Source organism: Aminobacter sp. BA135 (genome assembly GCF_050859125.1).
Lineage (GTDB): Bacteria > Pseudomonadota > Alphaproteobacteria > Rhizobiales > Rhizobiaceae > Aminobacter > Aminobacter ciceronei.
In genome coordinates, this window is record NZ_CP139573.1 from 333,448 (window position 1) to 351,852 (window position 18,405).

18 protein-coding genes and 1 pseudogene are annotated in these 18,405 nt (G+C 63.2%); 5 read left to right on the forward strand and 14 right to left on the reverse strand.

From position 1 onward, the window contains the following. Nucleotides 1-6 precede the first annotated feature (6 nt). Nucleotides 7-375, reverse strand: coding sequence for a hypothetical protein (locus SLT36_RS29495; RefSeq protein ID WP_067968536.1), 369 nt, complete (start codon nt 373-375; stop codon nt 7-9). A 113-nt stretch (nt 376-488) separates the two neighbouring features. Beyond that, nucleotides 489-1,502 carry a sugar-binding transcriptional regulator gene (locus SLT36_RS29500; RefSeq protein ID WP_432288610.1) on the reverse strand — a complete coding sequence of 338 codons (1,014 nt, stop codon included), beginning with the start codon at nt 1,500-1,502 and terminating at the stop codon, nt 489-491. Between the two features lie 162 nt (nt 1,503-1,664). On the opposite strand from SLT36_RS29500, the gene SLT36_RS29505 reads away from it, so the two are divergent. Then, nucleotides 1,665-2,432, forward strand: a complete 768-nt coding sequence (locus SLT36_RS29505; protein ID WP_432288611.1) for a hypothetical protein — start codon at nt 1,665-1,667, stop codon at nt 2,430-2,432. Nucleotides 2,433-2,437: 5 nt separating this feature from the next. Here the strand turns inward: SLT36_RS29505 and ptsP are convergent, their stop codons facing one another. The 5 genes from ptsP to SLT36_RS29530 form a co-directional block, all read right to left on the reverse strand. Next, nucleotides 2,438-4,420 (reverse strand): phosphoenolpyruvate--protein phosphotransferase, encoded by a 1,983-nt coding sequence (gene ptsP, locus SLT36_RS29510; protein WP_432288612.1) that lies wholly within the window; start codon nt 4,418-4,420, stop codon nt 2,438-2,440. 49 nt (nt 4,421-4,469) lie between these two features. Next, nucleotides 4,470-4,850, reverse strand: a complete 381-nt coding sequence (locus SLT36_RS29515; RefSeq protein WP_432288614.1) for a PTS glucitol/sorbitol transporter subunit IIA — start codon at nt 4,848-4,850, stop codon at nt 4,470-4,472. A gap of 116 nt (nt 4,851-4,966) precedes the next feature. Next, nucleotides 4,967-5,974, reverse strand: a complete 1,008-nt coding sequence (srlE, locus tag SLT36_RS29520) for a PTS glucitol/sorbitol transporter subunit IIB (RefSeq protein ID WP_432288616.1) — start codon at nt 5,972-5,974, stop codon at nt 4,967-4,969. Nucleotides 5,975-5,990: 16 nt separating this feature from the next. Next, a complete protein-coding gene (gene srlA, locus SLT36_RS29525; RefSeq protein WP_115734428.1) occupies nt 5,991-6,749 on the reverse strand; it encodes a PTS glucitol/sorbitol transporter subunit IIC in 759 nt (252 codons plus the stop codon). A 52-nt stretch (nt 6,750-6,801) separates the two neighbouring features. Beyond that, nucleotides 6,802-7,236, reverse strand: a complete 435-nt coding sequence (locus SLT36_RS29530) for a transcriptional regulator GutM (protein WP_432288617.1) — start codon at nt 7,234-7,236, stop codon at nt 6,802-6,804. Nucleotides 7,237-7,429: 193 nt separating this feature from the next. Between SLT36_RS29530 and SLT36_RS29535 the strand changes: the two genes are divergently transcribed. Both SLT36_RS29535 and SLT36_RS29540 read left to right on the forward strand, forming a co-directional pair. Further along, the gene (locus tag SLT36_RS29535) at nt 7,430-8,068 is read left to right on the forward strand and encodes a hypothetical protein (RefSeq protein ID WP_432288618.1); all 639 of its coding nucleotides are present in this window, start codon (nt 7,430-7,432) and stop codon (nt 8,066-8,068) included. A 93-nt stretch (nt 8,069-8,161) separates the two neighbouring features. Next, nucleotides 8,162-8,830 carry an HAD family hydrolase gene (locus SLT36_RS29540; RefSeq protein ID WP_432288620.1) on the forward strand — a complete coding sequence of 223 codons (669 nt, stop codon included), beginning with the start codon at nt 8,162-8,164 and terminating at the stop codon, nt 8,828-8,830. A 24-nt stretch (nt 8,831-8,854) separates the two neighbouring features. On the opposite strand, the gene SLT36_RS29545 is transcribed toward SLT36_RS29540, so the two are convergent. The 4 genes from SLT36_RS29545 to SLT36_RS29560 are packed head-to-tail and all read right to left on the reverse strand — an operon-like array spanning nt 8,855 to nt 12,818. Beyond that, nucleotides 8,855-9,982 (reverse strand): P1 family peptidase, encoded by a 1,128-nt coding sequence (locus SLT36_RS29545; protein ID WP_432288622.1) that lies wholly within the window; start codon nt 9,980-9,982, stop codon nt 8,855-8,857. A gap of 5 nt (nt 9,983-9,987) precedes the next feature. After that, nucleotides 9,988-10,818 (reverse strand): ABC transporter permease, encoded by an 831-nt coding sequence (locus SLT36_RS29550; protein ID WP_432288624.1) that lies wholly within the window; start codon nt 10,816-10,818, stop codon nt 9,988-9,990. Between the two features lie 10 nt (nt 10,819-10,828). Further along, entirely contained in the window at nt 10,829-11,722 is an 894-nt protein-coding gene (locus SLT36_RS29555) for an ABC transporter permease (RefSeq protein WP_432289213.1), read from the reverse strand. 1 nt (nt 11,723) lies between these two features. Beyond that, on the reverse strand, nt 11,724-12,818 hold the full coding sequence (locus SLT36_RS29560) for an ABC transporter ATP-binding protein (protein ID WP_432288626.1): 1,095 nt from the start codon (nt 12,816-12,818) through the stop codon (nt 11,724-11,726). Nucleotides 12,819-12,971: 153 nt separating this feature from the next. Here SLT36_RS29560 and SLT36_RS29565 point away from each other — a divergent pair, with 153 nt between their 5' ends. Together SLT36_RS29565 and SLT36_RS29570 are read left to right on the forward strand one after the other, a co-directional pair. Beyond that, complete coding sequence (locus tag SLT36_RS29565) at nt 12,972-14,054, forward strand: polyamine ABC transporter substrate-binding protein (RefSeq protein WP_432288627.1); 1,083 nt, start codon at nt 12,972-12,974, stop codon at nt 14,052-14,054. A 31-nt stretch (nt 14,055-14,085) separates the two neighbouring features. Beyond that, complete coding sequence (locus SLT36_RS29570; protein WP_432288629.1) at nt 14,086-14,940, forward strand: MurR/RpiR family transcriptional regulator; 855 nt, start codon at nt 14,086-14,088, stop codon at nt 14,938-14,940. Between the two features lie 59 nt (nt 14,941-14,999). On the opposite strand, the gene SLT36_RS29575 is transcribed toward SLT36_RS29570, so the two are convergent. From SLT36_RS29575 to SLT36_RS29585, 3 genes and pseudogenes are all read right to left on the reverse strand, one after another. Then, nucleotides 15,000-16,376, reverse strand: a complete 1,377-nt coding sequence (locus SLT36_RS29575) for an acetoin dehydrogenase dihydrolipoyllysine-residue acetyltransferase subunit (RefSeq protein ID WP_432288631.1) — start codon at nt 16,374-16,376, stop codon at nt 15,000-15,002. Between the two features lie 3 nt (nt 16,377-16,379). After that, nucleotides 16,380-17,377 (reverse strand): annotated as a pseudogene (locus tag SLT36_RS29580) (alpha-ketoacid dehydrogenase subunit beta). Further along, the gene (locus SLT36_RS29585; RefSeq protein ID WP_432288633.1) at nt 17,377-18,405 is read right to left on the reverse strand and encodes a thiamine pyrophosphate-dependent dehydrogenase E1 component subunit alpha; all 1,029 of its coding nucleotides are present in this window, start codon (nt 18,403-18,405) and stop codon (nt 17,377-17,379) included. The pseudogene SLT36_RS29580 and the gene SLT36_RS29585 overlap by 1 nt, the downstream one beginning before the upstream one ends.

Sequence of the window (18,405 nt, forward strand, 5' to 3'; positions counted from 1 at the left end):
AGCAGCTTAGAGCAGCCCTCTTTCGCGCAGAAAATCCTCGATGCCGACATGGGTCATGGCCTCGAATTCGGCGATGGCCTCGGCCATTTTCCGGCGCTGCGCGGCAAGCAAGGTGAATACCTGGCGCATTTCGCCTGAGACGCCGAACCGGCCCCAGCGCTCGGCGATATGGCCGGGGAGGCCGATATCGGCGCAGAAGGCTTCGAGGCTGCCATAGCCGAGCTCAGTGACGAAAGCCCTCGCCGCCTCGGGCGACATGCGCTCTTCGACGGCGTGGTCATGCAGCCGCTGCGCGATAAGCCTGACGTCGGAAGGCGACGCCCTCATGACCTTGCTGACCAGGGAGCGAACATTCTCCGGGTTGAAATCAGGCATGGGACCTCCAATGGCAAAGCTATCCGGTTCGTCCGTCGGCTCGTCGAGCAAGCCGCCGGGCGAGATCATGCAGGCCACACCGGGGGATGGCAAGCACGGCAGGCATTTATGGCTCAGGGCGCTTCGATCATCCGCCTTGCGCTGTGTTCATCGGTGATCAGCACCGTCGGCTTGACCAGCTTCATGGCGCCGAGCAGCGCGTCGATCTTGTCTGAGCCACCCGAAGTCAGGATGCGTAACGGCGCACGCAGGATGCGGTCGACATCGACCGACATGCCGAGCTGGTTGATGGGATGGTCGACAAGCTTGCCGGCGCGGTCGAAGAAATGGAACAGAAGATCGCCGACCGCGCCCTTGGCAGCCAGCTTTTCGCGCTCGGCCTCGGTCAGGAAGCCGCCGCGATAAAAGGTCGAGGCCGAAGCGATGTCGCCGACGCTGACCAGCACCGCATCAAGCGAATCGGCCAGCGCAAAGACCTCGGACAGGCCGCAGCGCTCGATCAGCGCACGCTTGGTCTCGATGCTGTCGACCACGGCAGGCGCCGGAATGAGATAGCCATCGCCCTGGAAGGCCTGGGCGAAGCGCCAGGCGAACTCGGCCGGGTTGGTACGGCGTGCGACGCCGACGCCGCCGAGCAGCGAGATGACGCGGAAATCATTGAGTGGCTTGCCGCTGATGTAAGGCAAGGTGCCGGTCAGCGTGCGGCCCCAGCCGACGCCCACGGACATGCCCGACTTCATCGCCTCGGACAGATAAGCGCCGGTTGCCGCTCCAATCGTCGGGATCGGATCGGCGCCCTCCCCGGAGAGCGGTGCGACGATCGCCCGCTGCACGCCGAACTTCTGCTCCAGCGCCCGCTCCTGGCGTACGATGTCGGACAGGTCACCTTCGATGGCGATCTTGATCTCGTTGCGCAAGCGCGCCTCGGCCAGCATGCGCACCACGGTGACGCGGCCGACGCCGAGAACCTCGGCGATGTCGTTCTGGGTCATCTGTTCGATGAAGTACATCCAGGCGGCGCGGACCCGCAGGCGGTCGGCCCGACTGTCGGTGGGGGAACCCTCGACATCCTGAGGTGTCTCGGCGGCACGCGATTTTCCAACCGACCCTTTGACACCCTTGCTCACGCCACTCCCCCCGTTTCAGTTCACATCACTTTTCAAGGAACCGCTGCAAGGTCAAGCGGCGAGGTGTCGCGATTGAATTGCACCCCGTGCAAAACAGTGCTGCAATGCCTTGAGTCTGCGGCTTTGTCAGGGAGCCGCAGCGGCAGCCAGGGAATGCGCGAGATGCTGAGAAGTCTATCGGAAGATGTTGTCGTCAACATCAAGGATCGCCTCCGCGATATGCGCCATCTTGTCCGCGCGAGCCGCCACGACAATCCCGGCGGACCACGCCGGCCACAGATGGCCGAGCCGTTTGCGCCGCCGGCCGAGATCGAGCGTCTGCTGGGCCGTGCGGCAAGCGTGGTCGACGACACGCTGACGGTCGCCGAAACGGTTTCGCGCACACTGCTGCCGATGGTGCGCACTGGTGACAGCGCCCGGCTGCATGGCTTCGACACCTATTTCGCCAACGGACGCTCGGTCGAGGGCGAGCGCCTGTTCCGCCGCGACCTTTATGCAGCTTTCAAGGCCATGCCACGAAAGGCAGCCGGCGATAGCTTGCCGCTTCACGAAGCAGGTTTCAGCCAGGCGCATCTGGCTGTCCGCAAGAAGCATGGCGGTTTGCTCACCGCCATGCACATGGCGAGCCCGGAGAACCGGCTTGAAGCTGTCGCCGACCTTGCCGCCGCAACATTTGTCGAACTGCTTGCCTGCCAGCCCCTGTCTTGCGACGAGGCTATGGCCCCTGCTCTCGTGCCGCTTGCGCCGATGGTTCTTGCCTCTGCAATCTTGACGCTGTCGCCGTCGGGCATGAGTGACGCCGACCTGCTGGAGGCCACCGGTCTGGCGACGGACGCTCGCCGCGAGCGCATCCTGCGCGCACTCGACAGCGCCGAACCCATCAAGGAGCTTGGCGCCGTCTTCCGGGTGCTGCTCGCGCATCTGCCCTGAGCCGGCTAGGCGCCGAGCTCGGCTATCCGCTTCTTGGCGCGCTGGATCGAGGCCGGGCTCATCGAGAGCTCGGTAAGGCCCATGCGCAGGAACTCTGGGATCAGGTCTGGCCGCCCGGCCGCCTCGCCGCACATGCCGACCATGATGCCCGCCGATACCCCTGCCCTTGCCGTCATCTCGATCGCCGACATGACAGCGACATTGGTCACGTCGTTGAGCTTGGCGACAGTTGGGTTAAGCCGGTCAGCAGCCATGATGTACTGGGTCAGGTCATTGGTGCCGATGGAGAAGAAGGCGACTTCTTTCGCCAGCGCCGGCGCAATCAGAACCGCAGCCGGCGTCTCGATCATGACGCCAAGCTGGAATTCGCCGTAGGCCATCTTCTCCGCCGCAAGTTCGGACTTGCAGGTTTCGATCAGCACACGGGTCGCGCGCACTTCCGACACGTCGGCGACCATCGGCAGCATCACCTTGACGTTGCCATGGACGGCTGCGCGCAACAGCGCTCGCAGCTGCGGCTTGAAGATGTCGGGCCGATCGAGGCACATGCGAATGCCGCGCCAGCCGAGGAACGGGTTCTCCTCCAGGGGAAACTCGATACCCGAAATCGGTTTGTCGCCGCCGATGTCGAGCGTGCGCACGATAACAGGGTGAGGCGCGAAGGCCTTGGCCAGCGCCGCATAGGTCTCAGCCTGCATGTCCTCGGATGGCAGGTGCATATGGCGCATGAACAGAAGCTCGGTGCGGAACAGGCCGACACCCATGGCCCCCGCCTCGCGAGCAGCATCTATCTCTTCCAGCGAGCCGATATTGGCAGCCACTTCGATGACCATGCCGTCGGCGCGACGCGGAGTGGTGTCGCGGAATGCCTTCAGCGCCTCGCGTTCGCGGGCGGCGTCGTCGATACGGGCGCGGAAACGGTCGAGCACCGCACCATCGGGGTCGGCGACGACATGACCACGATGGCCATCGAGCGCGATCTCGCGTGCCTTGGCGAGTTCATGCACCTGCGCGCCCATGCCGAGCACGGCAGGAATACCATGGGCGCGGGCGATGATGGCGATGTGCGATGTGGCTCCGCCATGGCCGCAGACGATGCCGCCAATGCGCTTGAGCGGTGCGCGTGCCAGGTCCCAGGCGCCGATGTCCTCGGCGATCAGGATCGCCCCCTCGGGAATGTCGTCGAGGCTGAGGTCGGCCTGGCCGAGCAGCGCCAGGCAGATCTGGCGGCCGACCGCGTGCACGTCATCGGCGCGGGCGTTGAGATAGGGGTCGTCGACCTGACCGAACTGCGCGGCAATCTTGGCGGCGGCGCCGATGACCGAGGTGACCGCGTCGCTGCCGGTGTTGATGGTGGCGACCACTTCGTCGCGCAGCTCGTCGTCAGCCGCTATATCGCGCAGCGCAGCGATGATGCCGCGATCGTTAGCCGACAGCGTGTCCGATGCCAGCGAGGCGTTCATGCGCACCTGCACGGCTTCGACGGCCTCCGCGAAGCGGGCCAGTTCAGCGTTGATGTCGCCGACCGAAAGCGTCCGGCGTTCCGGCTTGATCTCCGGAGGGAAGTGCGCGAAGGCGGCACCGACGGCATAGCCCTCGCTCGCGGCAACACCCTTCAATGCACCCGATACCTCTTCCTCGAATGCCACCGGCTTGGTCGGCTCGACGTTAAGGGTCACGCCAGCGGCAGCGGCAGCATCCGGCTCAGCCGGTGCCTGCTCCTCGGCAAGCCCAGCGAGCGGGTTCTCGAGATAGCCGACCAGTGCTTCCACCGCCTCTATCTCGTCGGCACCCCTGGTGCGGATCGTGACCTCGTCGTTTTCCTTAACGGCAAGCAGCATCAGCTTGACCGCGCTCTTGGCGCTGGCCGACTTGCCATCCTTGATGATCTCGACCTCGCTCTCGAAGCTCTTGGCGAGCTTGACGAAGCGGGTCGCGGGCCGGGCATGCAGCCCTTCATGCACTCTGACGATCGTCGAGCGTTCCATAGGCAGGTCTCTTGTTCCAGTTCAGTATGGACGGCGTAGCGCGCGGCGATCAGCGGCTGATGGTAATGGCAGCGCCGGCCTTGAGAGCCGCGACCAGTACCTCGCCTTCGACCGCCGAGGCGCAGATTTCGCCTGGCCGCTCGGCAGCGGCAGCGCCGTTGAAATTGATGACCACGTGGCCGATCTCGCGCACCTTGTTCCAGGCGCTGTCGCCCATGGCGGTGATGGTGCCCTGGAGTTCGCCAATGGCTATTGACGCCCCGACGGCGGGGGCCGCGTCGCTTGGCCCGACTTCGGCCTTATGCAGCACCGACACCTCGGCCAGTTCCGGCGGAGCGCCGTCAGCGAACAGGATCAGCACGCCGCCTTCGGCCAGCTCTGCCACTTCCGGTCCGATTGCCGTGATGTGCGTCTTGAGATGAACCGACATGATCGAAGCCTTTCTATGGAATCCAGGCCGATATGCCTGCCTGGACGATGTTTGGTGCCGGCCTCAACCGGCGATGGAAGATGCCCGGCGGCAACATGTGCCGCCGGGCAAGGGTATCAGAACACGACCAGGCTGACCGCCCAGGCGATGAGCACCGACACCGGGCCCATGATCTGGCGGCTGATCAGAACGGCGGGAACGCCGATCTCGATGGTCTTCGGCTTGGCCTCGCCGAGGGCCAGGCCGACCGGCACGAAGTCGCAGCCGACCTGGGTGTTGTAGGCAAACAGCGCCGGCAGTGCCATCGCCGGCGAGATCGTGCCGTTGGCGATCTGCGGGCCGATGATCGCCACGCCGATGACCTGGGCGATGACAGCACCTGGTCCCAGGATGGGCGACAGGAACGGCAGGCCGCAGATGGCCGAGATGACCAGCAGGCCGACGATGTTGTTGGCCAGCGGTCCCATCGGCTGGGCAAGCACGTCGCCGATGCCGGTGTAGAGGATTAGGCCGATCAGCATCGTCACGAACGCCATGAACGGCAGCACGTTGCGGACGACCTGGTCGATGGTACGGCGGCCGGCATTAAAGAAGATGTTGACGACGCGGCCCATGACGCGGCCGACGCTGGCGATCAAGTTGATGAACCCGCCATCATTGGTCGGAACGGGGACTGCCTTTGCCGCCGTCGCGAACGAGGCATTGTTCGCGTTGGAGGCAGAACCTGCCGATGTCACTGCTTCCGAACCGTCGGCCATGGTGATGTCGCTTTCCTTGACGCCCGACACGTAGATGTCCTCGGTGATGAACTGGGCGAGCGGACCCGCCTGCCCCACCGGTGTAAGGTTGACGGTGGGGATGCGTTTGCGCGGATAGACCCCGCAACGCGCGGTGCCGCCACAGTCGACGACCACCACCGCCATCTCGCCTTCGACCGGCGGCGACTTGAAGCCGTCGACGGCTTCGGCGCCGGTCATCTCGGCGATGCGCACAGCGACCGGATGAATGCCGCCGCCGGTGACAGAGACGACCTTGTTGCGCTGGTCCGTCGGCTGGACGACCAGGGGACCACCCCAGCCGCTCTTGCCGCGGGAGATCTTTACTGCCTTGTAAGACTTGGCCATGTGCCCCTCCCCGCCCTTACAGCTCGACGCCCTGGCGGCGCGCCATGATGGCGGTGATGCGCTCGGTCAGCATGCCCTTGAGCAGGATGACGACGAGGCCGACGATGGCGTACCAGATGGCGACCTGGATGTGGTAGCCGCCGGGAACAGCGCCCTTCTTCTCGAGCTCGAGCAGAGCAACGAGGATGCCGCCCCAGACGAAATATTCGCCCGGATTGATGTGCGGGAACAGGCCGAGAGGCGGATGCACATAGGACACCGCCGCATCGTAGAAGGCGGGCTTGTGCTTTTCTTCCAGGAACGAGCCGAAGGTGTAGGCCATCGGGTTGGTCAGGAAGAACACCGAGATCAACGGCAGAACCGTGTAGCGGGTCAGCGCGATGCGGCCGGCGCCGCGGGCAATGCCATGCACCCTCTCCTCGCCGACCAGTTCGGTCAGCGCGTAGAAGGCCGTCATCAGCACGACAAGCGTTGGGATGATGCCGGTGACGAAGCCGGCGAAAACCTCGCCGCCCTTCTGGAAGATGCCGATGAAGTATTTGCCGATGCTGGTGAGCCAGCCGAGCTGCTCCTCCTGGGCAACGGTGTTGAGCTTTTCCTTGAACTGCTCAACGGTCAGGTCGCCGCTCGCCTGGGCGAGCACGACGAGATCATTGGTTGCTCCCTTGACGGCGAGCTTGCCGTGAATTGCAGCATCCGTGGCCATCGAACCCGCGACGTGCAGGTTCTGGACGGCCATGTCGGCGTGCTGCGCCAACATAGATAGGACTGACATTTCTCCTCCTTGATATCCTCACCCAAGAGATCGCGCCCGAAGGTGCAGGTCCCTACGTACCCACTGGCTTGAGGCCGGCCAGACCGGACCCCTTTGGCTCGAGCCGTGTGCGATCGACCTGTTCGACCGCCTTCTTCACGGCTTCCGCCACACCGGCTTCCCCCTCTCCCAGTACAGCGGGATTGGACCGGAGCTGATCGAGGGAAATTCCCTCCAGATTTTCATGACGCTTGAACTTGGCGAAGACCGAACGCCCGGTCATGGTCAGCAGCCGCTGGACCTTGAGGTCCGGCGTGACCACGATCAGCGCGATCGTCCCCTTGCCGAGGCGGCCGCGACAATTTCCGGCGCCGACATAGCCATCCTGGTACTTGGCCGTGATGCCCTTGAAGACATCGGCGTAGTGCCGCATCTGGATCCACACGCCAAGCGACTGGAGCGCCCAGACGACGCCCAGAAGCAGCAGTCCCCACTGCCAGATTGCCATAAGGCTCTTCCTCCCGAAGTCCTCCGGAGCGGCGATATGCTGAGCCGCTCACATATCAATCAAAGAACATTTGTCTTTACGAATGTCAATATGTATAACTTTGGACACCTCCGCATGGTGGTTTCGATCCACAGCGGCATTGGGCATTTCGCCTGCCGATGGTATCTTCGGGCAGGGCAGGAGCACTGCGACGATGGACCTGATCTTCAAGAACGAGTTGGCGCTAGTGCCCGACCTCCGCCACAGGCTCAGGCAGTTGCGCTGGTTCCGCACGACTTTCCGCAATAGTGCGCGTGCCATCACCGCCCGCTATGGCATCCGCTTCGACATCGACGAGAAGAAACTGACGCGCATCTTCCTCGACTGGGTCGAGATCGTAAACGCCCAAAAATCGTATGCACAGCTCGACCGCGCCGACTTCATCGTCTACGCCGCCGGCCTCGCGCTCAAGGAACTGATCAAGCAGGCGCCGGTGCAAGTCGACAATGCGGGGCCTCAGGACGCGTCGACACCGGCGCATGCCGTTCCCGAAGTCGTAAGGTTCTGGCCGGAGGGTTTCGTCTACACGAACTTCTGCGTCTGCTCGATTGCCGTGCTGTTCGAACAGGAGTTCGGCAAAGCCCCTGCCCTCGACGCCTGCGCCGACGACCTCAGGACCTGGTGGTCCTACAAGGAGAACACGGCGGAGATGCCGAGCTATGCTGTCGCCTATCTCGACCGCTTCCTTGGCGCCGAGCCCAACTGGCTCGCTCCAGACCTGCCTGAAGAGCGCAGCGCCATGCAGCGCGCGCTTCAGGCTTCAGCGCGGCCCGAGGCGATCGGCCGAGACTAGATCTTAAACCATCGCGGCTGGCGCGGCATGGCCGCAGCAGCCTCATTTCGACAAACCGCGGCCTGAGCGCCGCATATCTTCCTGGAGTTCGACTTGCCCAACGACAGCCTGGTGATTTTCGATTGCGACGGGGTTCTGGTCGACAGCGAACCGCTGGCCGCTCTTGCCTATGTGCGCGCCTATGCCAAGAACGGGCTCAAGATCGAGGCAGAGGTGATTTCGCATTGCGTCGGCATGAAGCAGACCGACATCATCGCCAAGATCCACCAACTCACCGGCCATTTGCTGCCCGACGACGCCACCGACGATATCTGGGGTGAGACCAAGGCTCTGTTCACCGAACAGTTGGCATCGACGCTTGATATCGTCGCGTTCCTGTCCAGGTTGGAGGTCGCCCGCTGCGTCGCTTCGTCCTCGTCGGTCGAGCGCATCAACCACAGCCTCGAGGTCACCGGCCTCGCGCATTATTTCGGCCCCTCGATCTTCAGTTCGTCGATGGTCAAGAACGGCAAGCCGGCGCCCGACATTTTCCTCTATGCCGCAGAGAAGATGGGCTTCGCGACCGACCGTTCCGTCGTCATCGAGGACTCGCGCTATGGCGTTCAGGGCGCGGTAGCAGCCGGCATGACGGCGATCGGCTATATCGGCGGCGGCCACACCCATGACAGCCACGGCCCGGAGCTCATGGCCGCGGGCGCATCAGCCGTCTGCAGCAGTTGGGACGAGGTTTCAGCCGAGTTGCGCAAGCGCGGGTTCGTCTGACGACGACTGCACCCGTCGCTGTTGCTATCTCATGCGACCGTACTGGCGCATCACAGCGACCAACTGATCATGCGGCATGGCCTGGATGTGAAAGCGATCGAAGGCCGTGCCACCGGCATCCTCGGCTGCCAGCATAGCATTGACCACGGCTTCCTCCACGCTGTCGACGGTGGCCGCATAGACCGGATCCAGCTTCTCGTCATTAACGACCTCCAGGCTCAGCTTTGCCGGCGCACGGTGCGCCATGGGCTGCGGGTTGGCGGTCGAGAAGGCCAGGAAGATGTCGCCGGAGTTGTTGCCGCCGGGCGTGCCACCACGGCCGATGCAATAGCGGCGCGCCGCGCCAGACGCTGCAACTGATGCGGCCATCGGCAGGTCGGTGGCGACGACGACGATGATCGACCCGCGTTCGGCGAGCTGGCTCTGGGGCGTGCCGTCGCGCATGTGTTCGCCGACGGGCACGCCCCTGATCGTCAGCCAGTCGCGCTGGCCATGGTTGGCCTGGACCAGCGTGCCGATCCTGTGCTCGCGGCCGCCGAATTCGACGATACGCGACGACGTGCCGGTCCCACCCTTGAAGCCGTAGGTGACCATACCGGTGCCGCCGCCACAGTTGCCTTCCTGCACAGGCCCCGATGACAGGCTGTCGAGGGCTGCCCTGACGTCCGCCTCGGTCAGTGGCAGGCCGTTGATGTCGTTCAGCACACCGTCATAGGTCTCGGCAATGACCGGCATGACCCAGAGGAAGTTGTCGGTGTCGTATGTCGAGGCATAGCGCTCCAGCATCCATTTCACCGTCGCGTGGTGGGCCATGCCGACGGCATGGGTATTGGTGATGACGACAGGACCGAGGAAGTAGCCGCCATCCTCGATCCAGTGCGTGCCGGTCATCTCCCCGTTGCCATTGAAGCGGTGCACACCTGCATAAACCGGGACGGGCGTCGGCGAAGCCGCATGCGGCAGGATAGCGGTTACGCCGGTGCGCACCGGGCGCTTGCGGCCGGGCCTCGGTACATCTTCGAGAATTGTCCTGAACCCGACGCCAATGCCCTCGACATCGGTGATGGCATTGAGCGGGCCGGTCCGGCCTGGAAACGGCAGGCCGAGGTCGCGGGCCCGGGCGTTGGGTGCAGGAGATTTCGTTTTGGTCATCAGGATCATTTCTGCCGGGAGCGCAGGTAGAGGCCAAGCGAGGCCACGACGAAGGAGAAGGTGAGCATCATCACCGCAATCGCATTGATCTCGGGTTTGATGCCGCGGCGAAGCATGGCGAAGATGAACATCGGCAGCGTCGTCACATCGACGCCGGCGATGAAATAAGTGATCACCAGGTCGTCCATCGAGATGATGAAGGCGAGCAGCGCACCGCCGATGATGCCTGGCAGCAATTGCGGGAAGACCACCTTGCGGAATGTCACCCACTCATTGGCGCCGAGATCCGCGGAAGCGTTTTCGAGCGTGCGGTCCATGCCGGCAAGACGCGCCGACACGACGATGAAGACATAGGAGATCAGGAAGGTGCACTGTCCGATGATGATCGTTTTCAGGCCGAGCGTGATGCCCGAATTGACGAAGAAGATCAGCAAGGCGATGCCGAGCACGATGTCGGGCATCAACATCGGCATGAACATCACAGTGCGATAGAAACGCTTGCCGAAGAAGGCGAAGCGATAGAGCGCAATGGCGATGGCGGTCCCGAACACGGTCGCGATCAAAGTGGTGGACGTTGCGATGAGCAGGCTGTTCCAGACCGCCTGGACGAGTTGGTCCGTCGATTCGATGTAAAGGGCATTCTCCGAGATCGTCGTCTTGAAGCCGAGGACCTGAGCGTACCACTCGGTGGTGAAGCCGCTCCACGTCATCATGTTCACGGGATTGGAGTTGAACGAATAGACGGCGATCAGCACCAGGGGGATGTAGATGAACGCGAAAAACAGCATGGTGTAGGCAACCAGGCCACCGCGGAAGAGAAAGCGGGCAATCTTCATCTTCAGCCCCTCAATTTGTGGCGTCAGCGCCGCGGCGACCGGACGCGACGACATAGATGAAGAGCAGCACCAACATCACGCTCATCACCATCATCGCCAGGGCCGACCCGAAGGGCCAGTTGCGGGCAGACAGGAACTGCTGCTCGATGAGATTTCCCAGCATCATCACCTTGGCGCCACCGAGAACCGCGGGAACGACGAAGTTCCCAAGCGCCGGGATGAAGACGATTATCGCACCGCCGGCAATGCCGGGCGCGGTCAGCGGCAGGATGATGCGGACAAAGGTCCGGACCGGGCCCGCGCCGAGGTCGAGCGACGCGCGTACCAGCGTCCAGTCGAGCTTTTCGACGCTGGCATAGATCGGCATGAACATGAACGGAATGAAGATGTAGACCATGCCGAGTACAATGGCGCCATCGGTGTAGATCAGCTCGAGCGGTCGCGTGATGACGCCTGTCGCGAGCAGCGCCTCGTTGACGATGCCAGTCTGGCGCAGGATGAGCACCCAGATGAACAATCGCACGATCAGGCTGGTGAAGAAGGGCAGTGTGATCAGGAACAGGCAGAAATTCCGCCAGCGCTCCGACAGCCGCGCAATGCAGAAGGCTGCGGGATAACAAACGACCAGCGTGGCGATGACGGTGAAGGCTGCGATCTTGATGGAGCGCAGGAAGATCGAGAGATAGACCGGATCAAAGACTTCGAATGCCGGATCGGCAAAGCCGAGGATGCGGCCATAATTGTGCGGATAGAAGGTCCACTCGACCCCGCCATAGAGGCCCGGCGCAAGCAAGCTGGTGACGATCATGATCACCAGCGGCCCGAGGAAGAAGACCGCAAGAAACAGCGTCACCGGCGCGAGCAAGAGTGCCAGTTGAACGCGGCGACGACCGGCGAGAGACATCTCAGATGCCATCGGCGTCGCACCTGATGAGATGAACGGCGGACGGGTCGTAGGACAGCCGTGCCTTCTTTGCCTGTTCGACCTCGCCGACGAAGCTGCGCCGTCCGGCCGGAATTTCGGCAACAACCTTGCGGCCTTCGACGGTATGACCGAACAGCTCGAACGAGGCGCCGACGAAGACGATCTGCTCGACCTCGACGTCGAGGAAAGGATAATCCCGGCCCTCCCCCGCAATGAAGAACTGCTCGGGGCGGATCAAGGCCTTAGCCTTGCCTGACACGTGCCCAAGCGATGGCAGGTGGCGGATCGCAAGGCCGTCGCCGGTCAGCAGCCACCCATTGTCCAGATGGCCTTCGAAGAGATTGCTGGCGCCGACGAAGGTCGCCACGAAACTGTTGGCCGGGCGATCATAGATGTTGCGCGGGGTATCGAGCTGCTGGATGCGTCCGCCTGACAGAACGGCGACCCGATCCGACATCGTCAGCGCTTCCTGCTGGTCGTGCGTGACGAAAATGAACGAGATGCCGAGCTCACTCTGCAGTGTCTTCAGTTCGATCTGCATCGACTGGCGAAGGTTCTTGTCCAGTGCCGACAAGGGTTCATCGAGAAGCAGCAGTTTTGGCCGGGCAATGATGGCACGGGCCAGCGCCACGCGCTGCTGCTGGCCGCCGGAAAGCTGGCGTGGCCGGCGGCCCTCCATGCCGGTCAGGCCGACCATGTCGAGGGCGGCCGCGACCTGCTTCATCCGATCGGATTTGGCGACGCCCGCAACCTCCAGCGCATAGCCCGTATTCTCGCCGACGGTCATGTGCGGAAACAGCGCATAGTTCTGGAAGACGGTGTTGACGGGCCGGCGATAGGGCGGACGTGTCGTCATGTCGACACCGTCGATCAGAATGCGGCCGGCATCGAGCTCGACAAAACCGCTGATCGCCTGCAGCAAGGTCGTCTTGCCGCAACCCGAAGGGCCGAGCAGCGTCAGGAACTCGTTGCGATCGACATCGAGGTCGATCTTGTCGAGCGCGACCACGCTTTGACCTTCCGGCGTGGGGAAGGTCTTTGCCGCTCCCTCCAGCCGGACAATGGAATCTCGCATCTGCCGTTCCCCGAATTGTTATTCAAATAACTCTTGTGCGATTTCGAGATTTGGATACCATTTGATCATCCAAGTCAACGGCCAGCAGAAGCCGTAGCCGGAACACGCGAAGCCGGCCTGCAATGGGCAGATAACCACACAGAGGAGAATTCGATGAGGATCATGAACCATGCCCTCGCGGGCACCGGGCCGACCAGGCCGGGCCTATTGGCGCAAGTTGCCGCGATCTCGATCGCGGCTGTCATCACCACAATCGCGCCGGCCAGCGCTGCCGAATTGAACATCTACAACTGGGGCGAATACATCAATCCGGCCGTGCTGAAGAAGTTCGAGGACGAGACCCAGATCAAGGTCAACCTGTCGACCTACTCGTCAAACGAGGAAATGCTGGCAAAGATCCAGGGCGGCGCCACCGGCTACGACATCGTCTTTCCATCGGTGCACATGCAAGACATCATGGCCAAGCTCGACCTGCTCGAGAAGACCGACATCAACACTTATGAAGGGTTCAAGAACATCGATCCGGCGTTCATGCGCGCCAAGAGCGACCCGAAGGGCGAGTACTGCCTGCCCTATGCATTCGGCTCGGTGGGCATCTTCTACAACCGTAAGATCCTCGGCAAGGACATCACCGGCTGGAAGGACCTGATCGCCACCGTCGAGGCCAAGGGCCTGAAGTTCACCCTGCTCGACGACATGCGCGAGGTGCTTGCCGTTGGCCTCATCCTCAATGGCCACAAGGTCAATTCGACCGATCCCGCCGAACTGCAGCAGGCCGCCGATACCATCATCGCGATGAAACCTGATGTCGCTGCCTTCACCTATGACACGCGCCCCATGGTGCAATCGGGCGACGTCGCGGCGGGACATTTCTTCGTCGGCGCGATGGTCGACGTTTTCGGCAACACTGCCGACCTCGGCTATGTCATCCCGGAAGAAGGCGCGACCATGTACCAGGAGGACATCTGCATCCTGAAGTCCGCACCCAACAAGGAAAGCGCGCTCAAATTCATGCAGTTCTACACCCGCCCGGAGGTCGCCGCGCTCAACGTTTCGCAACAGACAAACGGCACCGCGAACGTCCCGGCGCGGCAATTGACCCCCGACAACATCAAGAATAGCAAGGAGATCAATCCTTCACCCGAAACGATGCAGCGGCTGCAGATTTTCGAGGATCTCGGACCTGGCCTGCGTCAGCTTGACAGGGTCTGGACCAAGGTGAAGACAGCGCAATAGCTGCCCCGCAAGGCGGTTGGCCGGAGAGGACATGGCGCAGCGAATCCTGAAGCTCGTGCAAGGCGAGGAGCTAAGACGGTCGAAATCCGACAAGCTGATTGCCAACTATATCGAGCGCAACCTGGCGGACATTCCGTTCGAGACGGCGCGATCCATCGCCACCCGTCTCGAACTGTCACCGATGACCGTCGGACGCTACCTCCGCCGCATGGGCTTCGACGGTCTCGACCAGCTGAAGCATGAGCTGCGGCGCGGCAGTTCCAACCCTGCCTGGCAGGTCAAGGGGCCGGTCGACCATTTCAGGGAAGACATTCGCGAGGGCAAGCTGCTTGCCGGGCTCATCCAGCAGCAGATCGACAATCTTGGGCGGATCTATGAGCTGACGGCGGCTCCCGAGTGGCAGCAGACGATCGACGCGCTGGTTTCGGCAAGCGAAGTCTATGTCGCGGCCTACCAGAATGTTCGCGGCATCGCCCAATATTTCGCCAGCCAGCTGTCCTACACGCGCCCGCGTGTGCAGTTCGTAGACGGCCTGAACGGCACCTATTCCGAATTGCTCGACGGCTCGGTCGAAGGCCGCGTGCTCTTCCTGCACGACGTCCGGCGCTTCGCCGCCAAGGCACGTCCGCTCGCCATGGAAGCGCGGCGCATGGGCGTGAAGGTCGTGCTTCTGACCGACGAGTTCTGCCCTTGGGGGCCGGAGGTGTCAGACATATGCCTTGTCGTGCCCGGATCGCACGGCCCGCTTTGGGACGGCTCGGCAACCATCATCGCGGTGATGGACCTGATGCTGAGCAACATCATCGTGCTGCTTGGCGATGAGGTCGGCGAACGTGTCGACCTGCTGACCCGACTGCAGAACACGTTCGGCGATTTCGAAAGCTGATCCAGCAAGCCGGAATGCAAAATCCCCACGCAGGCAGCGCGGGGACCTCGAAACTGCGCTTACGCCCGCGCCATTTCCAACAGGATCTTGAGCACCTGCTCACGCCGCTCGACCTGCGGCATGTGCCCGGTGGTCGGGAAGGCATGCAGCGCCACCTCACCAGAAAGCCCCTGCGACTGGCTGGCCGGGATGATCCGGTCATTGGCGCCGACGATGACACGAACCGGAATGCGCAAGGCTGCCAAAAGCCTTCTGATGTCGAAGGTCTGGGTGCCATCGGCGAAGAAGCGGTCCGCTATCTCGGCTTGCGACGTCCGCAACTCGTTGTCGGCTGCCTGCGCCAGCGTGGCGTTGACGAAAGGCTTCGACAGAACCTGCTCGTCTGATACCAGCTGGCGAAGCCATGGCATCAGGCTCGCCTCGCTCTTTGCCCGCACGAAACCCTGCAGGAAGGCACCGTTGATCTCGGGGCCGAGGCCGGCCGGCGCGATCAGCGCCAACGCACGGACATCGGCATGGCCGCGCGCGGCAACGGTTGCCGCCACGGCTCCACCGAAGGAATGGCCGACAAGCAGGATCGGGCCAAGGCCAAGCGATGCCAGCGTCGCCTCGACATCCGCAGCGATGGCGTCGAGGTCGGCAGGTGTCTGGCGCGGCGAGCCGCCATGTCCGGGCAGGTCGAGCGCCAGCAGCGGTGCATCGACCGGACCGGCCGCCAGCATCGGCCGCCAGCTGTTGAGGTCGGCGCCGAAGCCGTGGATCAGAACGATCGGACGCCCTTCACCCTGTCGCAGCCAGGCAAAGTTCAGCGGTGCCGCGCCAGCGGACCGCTGTGGCGCCGGCCGCGGCTGGGAGGATGCCGGCGGCCTGGAAATGATCCGGTCGGGCCAAAGCGCGGCTTTCGCCTCAAGCTTAGGCGCCGTCATGGCGCTTTCGACGTCCTTGCGCATGATGCGGCCCTTGGGGCCGGATCCTGCGATGGTGTCAAGCGCGAGCCCGGCTTCCGCCGCGAGACGGCGTGCGAGCGGCGTGGCGCGCGTGCCGTTCAATGACATGGACGGGGCGACGGTCTTCACCCGGGAGAGCTCTGCCGGAGACACCGGGGCGATCGCTGCCGCGGCAGCCGGCGCAGCAGGAACCAAATCCTGCACAGGCTTGGCTTCGGCTGCTGCGTCCTTGGCCGGCTTGCCGGCTTCGCCCTCGGCGTAGATCCAGGCAACGGCTTCGCCGACCGGGATGTCTATACCTTCCTTGCCTGTGATGTCGCGGATGGTGCCCGAGGCTGGGGCGTCGATTTCCATCGCCGCCTTGTCGGTCTCGATCTCGAACAGCAGGTCGCCCTTCTTGACCGCAGCACCTTCGTCGACATACCAGCGCGAGATGCGCCCGGTCGCCATGTCCATGTCGACCTTGGGCAGGATTACTTCGACCGGCATGGTCTAGCGGCTCCCCGTGGCGAGGCTGCGCGCGGCGGCCAGGATGTCGGGCACTTGCGGCACGGTCGCCTTTCCAGTTCCGGATTGTAGGGGATCGGCGTCTCGGCGCCGCCGAGGCGGACGATCGGCGCATCGAGGAAGTCGAAGGCCTCGCTCTCGGCGATCATGGCGCTGACTTCAGCTCCAACGCCAAGGGTCTTCACGCCTTCATAGACGCAGAGCAGGCGCGACGTCTTCTTGACACTCTCGATGACGGTTTCCTTGTCCATCGGCCTGATGGTGCGCAGGTCGACGACCTCGACGTCGATGCCTTCGGCTTCGAGCGTCTTGGCGGCTTCGAGCGCCTTGTGCACCATGATCGAGGTGGCGACGATGGTGAGGTCGCGGCCCTCACGACGGATCTCGGCCTTGCCGATCGGCACGGTGTAATAGCCCTCGGGCACCGGGCCCTTGGTCTTGTAGAGCAGCTTGTGCTCGAAGATCATCACCGGATCCGGATCGGCAACGGCCGCGAGCAGCATGCCCTTGGCGTCATAAGGCGTCGCAGGCTGGATGACCTTCAAGCCGGGCACATGGCCGAGCCAGGCTTCAAGGCTCTGGCTGTGCTGGGCTGCAGCACCCGTGCCCGAACCTGCCGGAAAGCGCATGACCACGGGCACCGACACCGCGCCGCCGAGCATGTAGCGCATCTTGGCGGCCTGGTTGACGATCTGCTCCATGGCGAGCGTGGCGAAGTCGGAGAACTGGAACTCGAAGATAGGCCGGAGGCCTGTCACGGCGGCACCTACGGCAACGCCGGCGCCACCAAGTTCGGAGATCGGCGTATCGATGACGCGATCGGCGCCGAAGCGCTCGACCAGGTCGCCGGTCACCTGGAAGGCACCGCCATAGACGCCGATGTCCTCGCCCATGAGGAAGACGCGCTCGTCGGTCTCCAGGGCAATCGCCATGGCTTCCTGGATCGCCTGGGCATAGCTCAGCTCACGCACGGCCTGATCCATTACACAGTCTCCGTGTAGACGTAGCGTTCGAGATTGCGGATCTCGGGCGACGGGCTTGCCTTGGCGAACTCGATGCCGTCGGCGATCTCCTTTGCGACCGCCTCGCGGATGGCCTCGATGCCAGCTTTGTCGATGATGCCGAATTCCATCAGTTCATTCTCGTAGCGGACGATCGGATCGCGGTTGGTCATCCAGTCCTCGATCTCTTCCTTGGTCCGGTAGCGATTACGGTCGCTCTTCGAGTGGCCGCGATGGCGGTAGGTCTTGGACTCGATCAGCGTCGGCCCTTCCCCTGCCCTCGCCCGGCGAACCGCTGCGTGGCTGGCCTCGGCAACCTCCGACAGCACGTTGCCGTCAACGATCACACCCGGCATCGAATAGGCGGCGGCGCGGTCGGCGACATTCGGCACCGCGGTCGAGCGCGCCATCGAGGTCGACATGCCGTAGCCGTTGTTTTCGCAGACGAAGATGACCGGCAGCTTCCACAGCGAGGCCATGTTGAGCGCCTCGTGGAAGGCGCCCTCATTGTTGGCGCCGTCGCCGAAGAAGGAGATGACGACGCGATCAGATTTCAGGCGCTTGGCGGTGAGTGCCGCACCCACGGCGATCGGAATGCCGCCGCCAACGATGCCATTGGCACCGAGATTACCCGTCGTCACGTCGGCGATGTGCATCGAGCCGCCGCGGCCGCGGCAATAGCCGGTCGTTTTGCCAAAGAACTCGGCGAACATCTTCGACACTTCAGCACCCTTGGCAATGCAGTGACCATGGCCGCGATGCGTCGAGGTGATCTGGTCGTCATTGGTGAGCGGCATGCAGATGCCCATGGCGCTCGCCTCCTGGCCGATGGACAGGTGCATCGTGCCGTGGATCAGACCACGCATGTAGGATTCTTCCGCGCCCTCTTCGAACTGGCGGATGAGATACATCTTGTGCAGGGCCTGCTTCAGCCGCTCGGCACTGTATTCCCGGTAGATGAAGGGCAGGTTCACGCCCGTCGGCAGGTCCTTGGTCTTAAGCTGGGCCAC

Bases quoted from the DNA above. Each gene is read 5' to 3' on its own strand.
- SLT36_RS29495 (WP_067968536.1), bottom strand. From the start codon at position 375: ATGCCTGATTTCAACCCGGAGAATGTTCGCTCCCTGGTCAGCAAGGTC.
- SLT36_RS29505 (WP_432288611.1), top strand. From the start codon at position 1,665: ATGCTGAGAAGTCTATCGGAAGATGTTGTCGTCAACATCAAGGATCGC.
- ptsP (WP_432288612.1), bottom strand. From the start codon at position 4,420: ATGGAACGCTCGACGATCGTCAGAGTGCATGAAGGGCTGCATGCCCGG.
- SLT36_RS29515 (WP_432288614.1), bottom strand. From the start codon at position 4,850: ATGTCGGTTCATCTCAAGACGCACATCACGGCAATCGGACCGGAAGTG.
- srlE (WP_432288616.1), bottom strand. From the start codon at position 5,974: ATGGCCAAGTCTTACAAGGCAGTAAAGATCTCCCGCGGCAAGAGCGGC.
- srlA (WP_115734428.1), bottom strand. From the start codon at position 6,749: ATGTCAGTCCTATCTATGTTGGCGCAGCACGCCGACATGGCCGTCCAG.
- SLT36_RS29530 (WP_432288617.1), bottom strand. From the start codon at position 7,236: ATGGCAATCTGGCAGTGGGGACTGCTGCTTCTGGGCGTCGTCTGGGCG.
- SLT36_RS29535 (WP_432288618.1), top strand. From the start codon at position 7,430: ATGGACCTGATCTTCAAGAACGAGTTGGCGCTAGTGCCCGACCTCCGC.
- SLT36_RS29545 (WP_432288622.1), bottom strand. From the start codon at position 9,982: ATGACCAAAACGAAATCTCCTGCACCCAACGCCCGGGCCCGCGACCTC.
- SLT36_RS29550 (WP_432288624.1), bottom strand. From the start codon at position 10,818: ATGAAGATTGCCCGCTTTCTCTTCCGCGGTGGCCTGGTTGCCTACACC.
- SLT36_RS29555 (WP_432289213.1), bottom strand. From the start codon at position 11,722: ATGTCTCTCGCCGGTCGTCGCCGCGTTCAACTGGCACTCTTGCTCGCG.
- SLT36_RS29560 (WP_432288626.1), bottom strand. From the start codon at position 12,818: ATGCGAGATTCCATTGTCCGGCTGGAGGGAGCGGCAAAGACCTTCCCC.
- SLT36_RS29565 (WP_432288627.1), top strand. From the start codon at position 12,972: ATGAGGATCATGAACCATGCCCTCGCGGGCACCGGGCCGACCAGGCCG.
- SLT36_RS29570 (WP_432288629.1), top strand. From the start codon at position 14,086: ATGGCGCAGCGAATCCTGAAGCTCGTGCAAGGCGAGGAGCTAAGACGG.
- SLT36_RS29575 (WP_432288631.1), bottom strand. From the start codon at position 16,376: ATGCCGGTCGAAGTAATCCTGCCCAAGGTCGACATGGACATGGCGACC.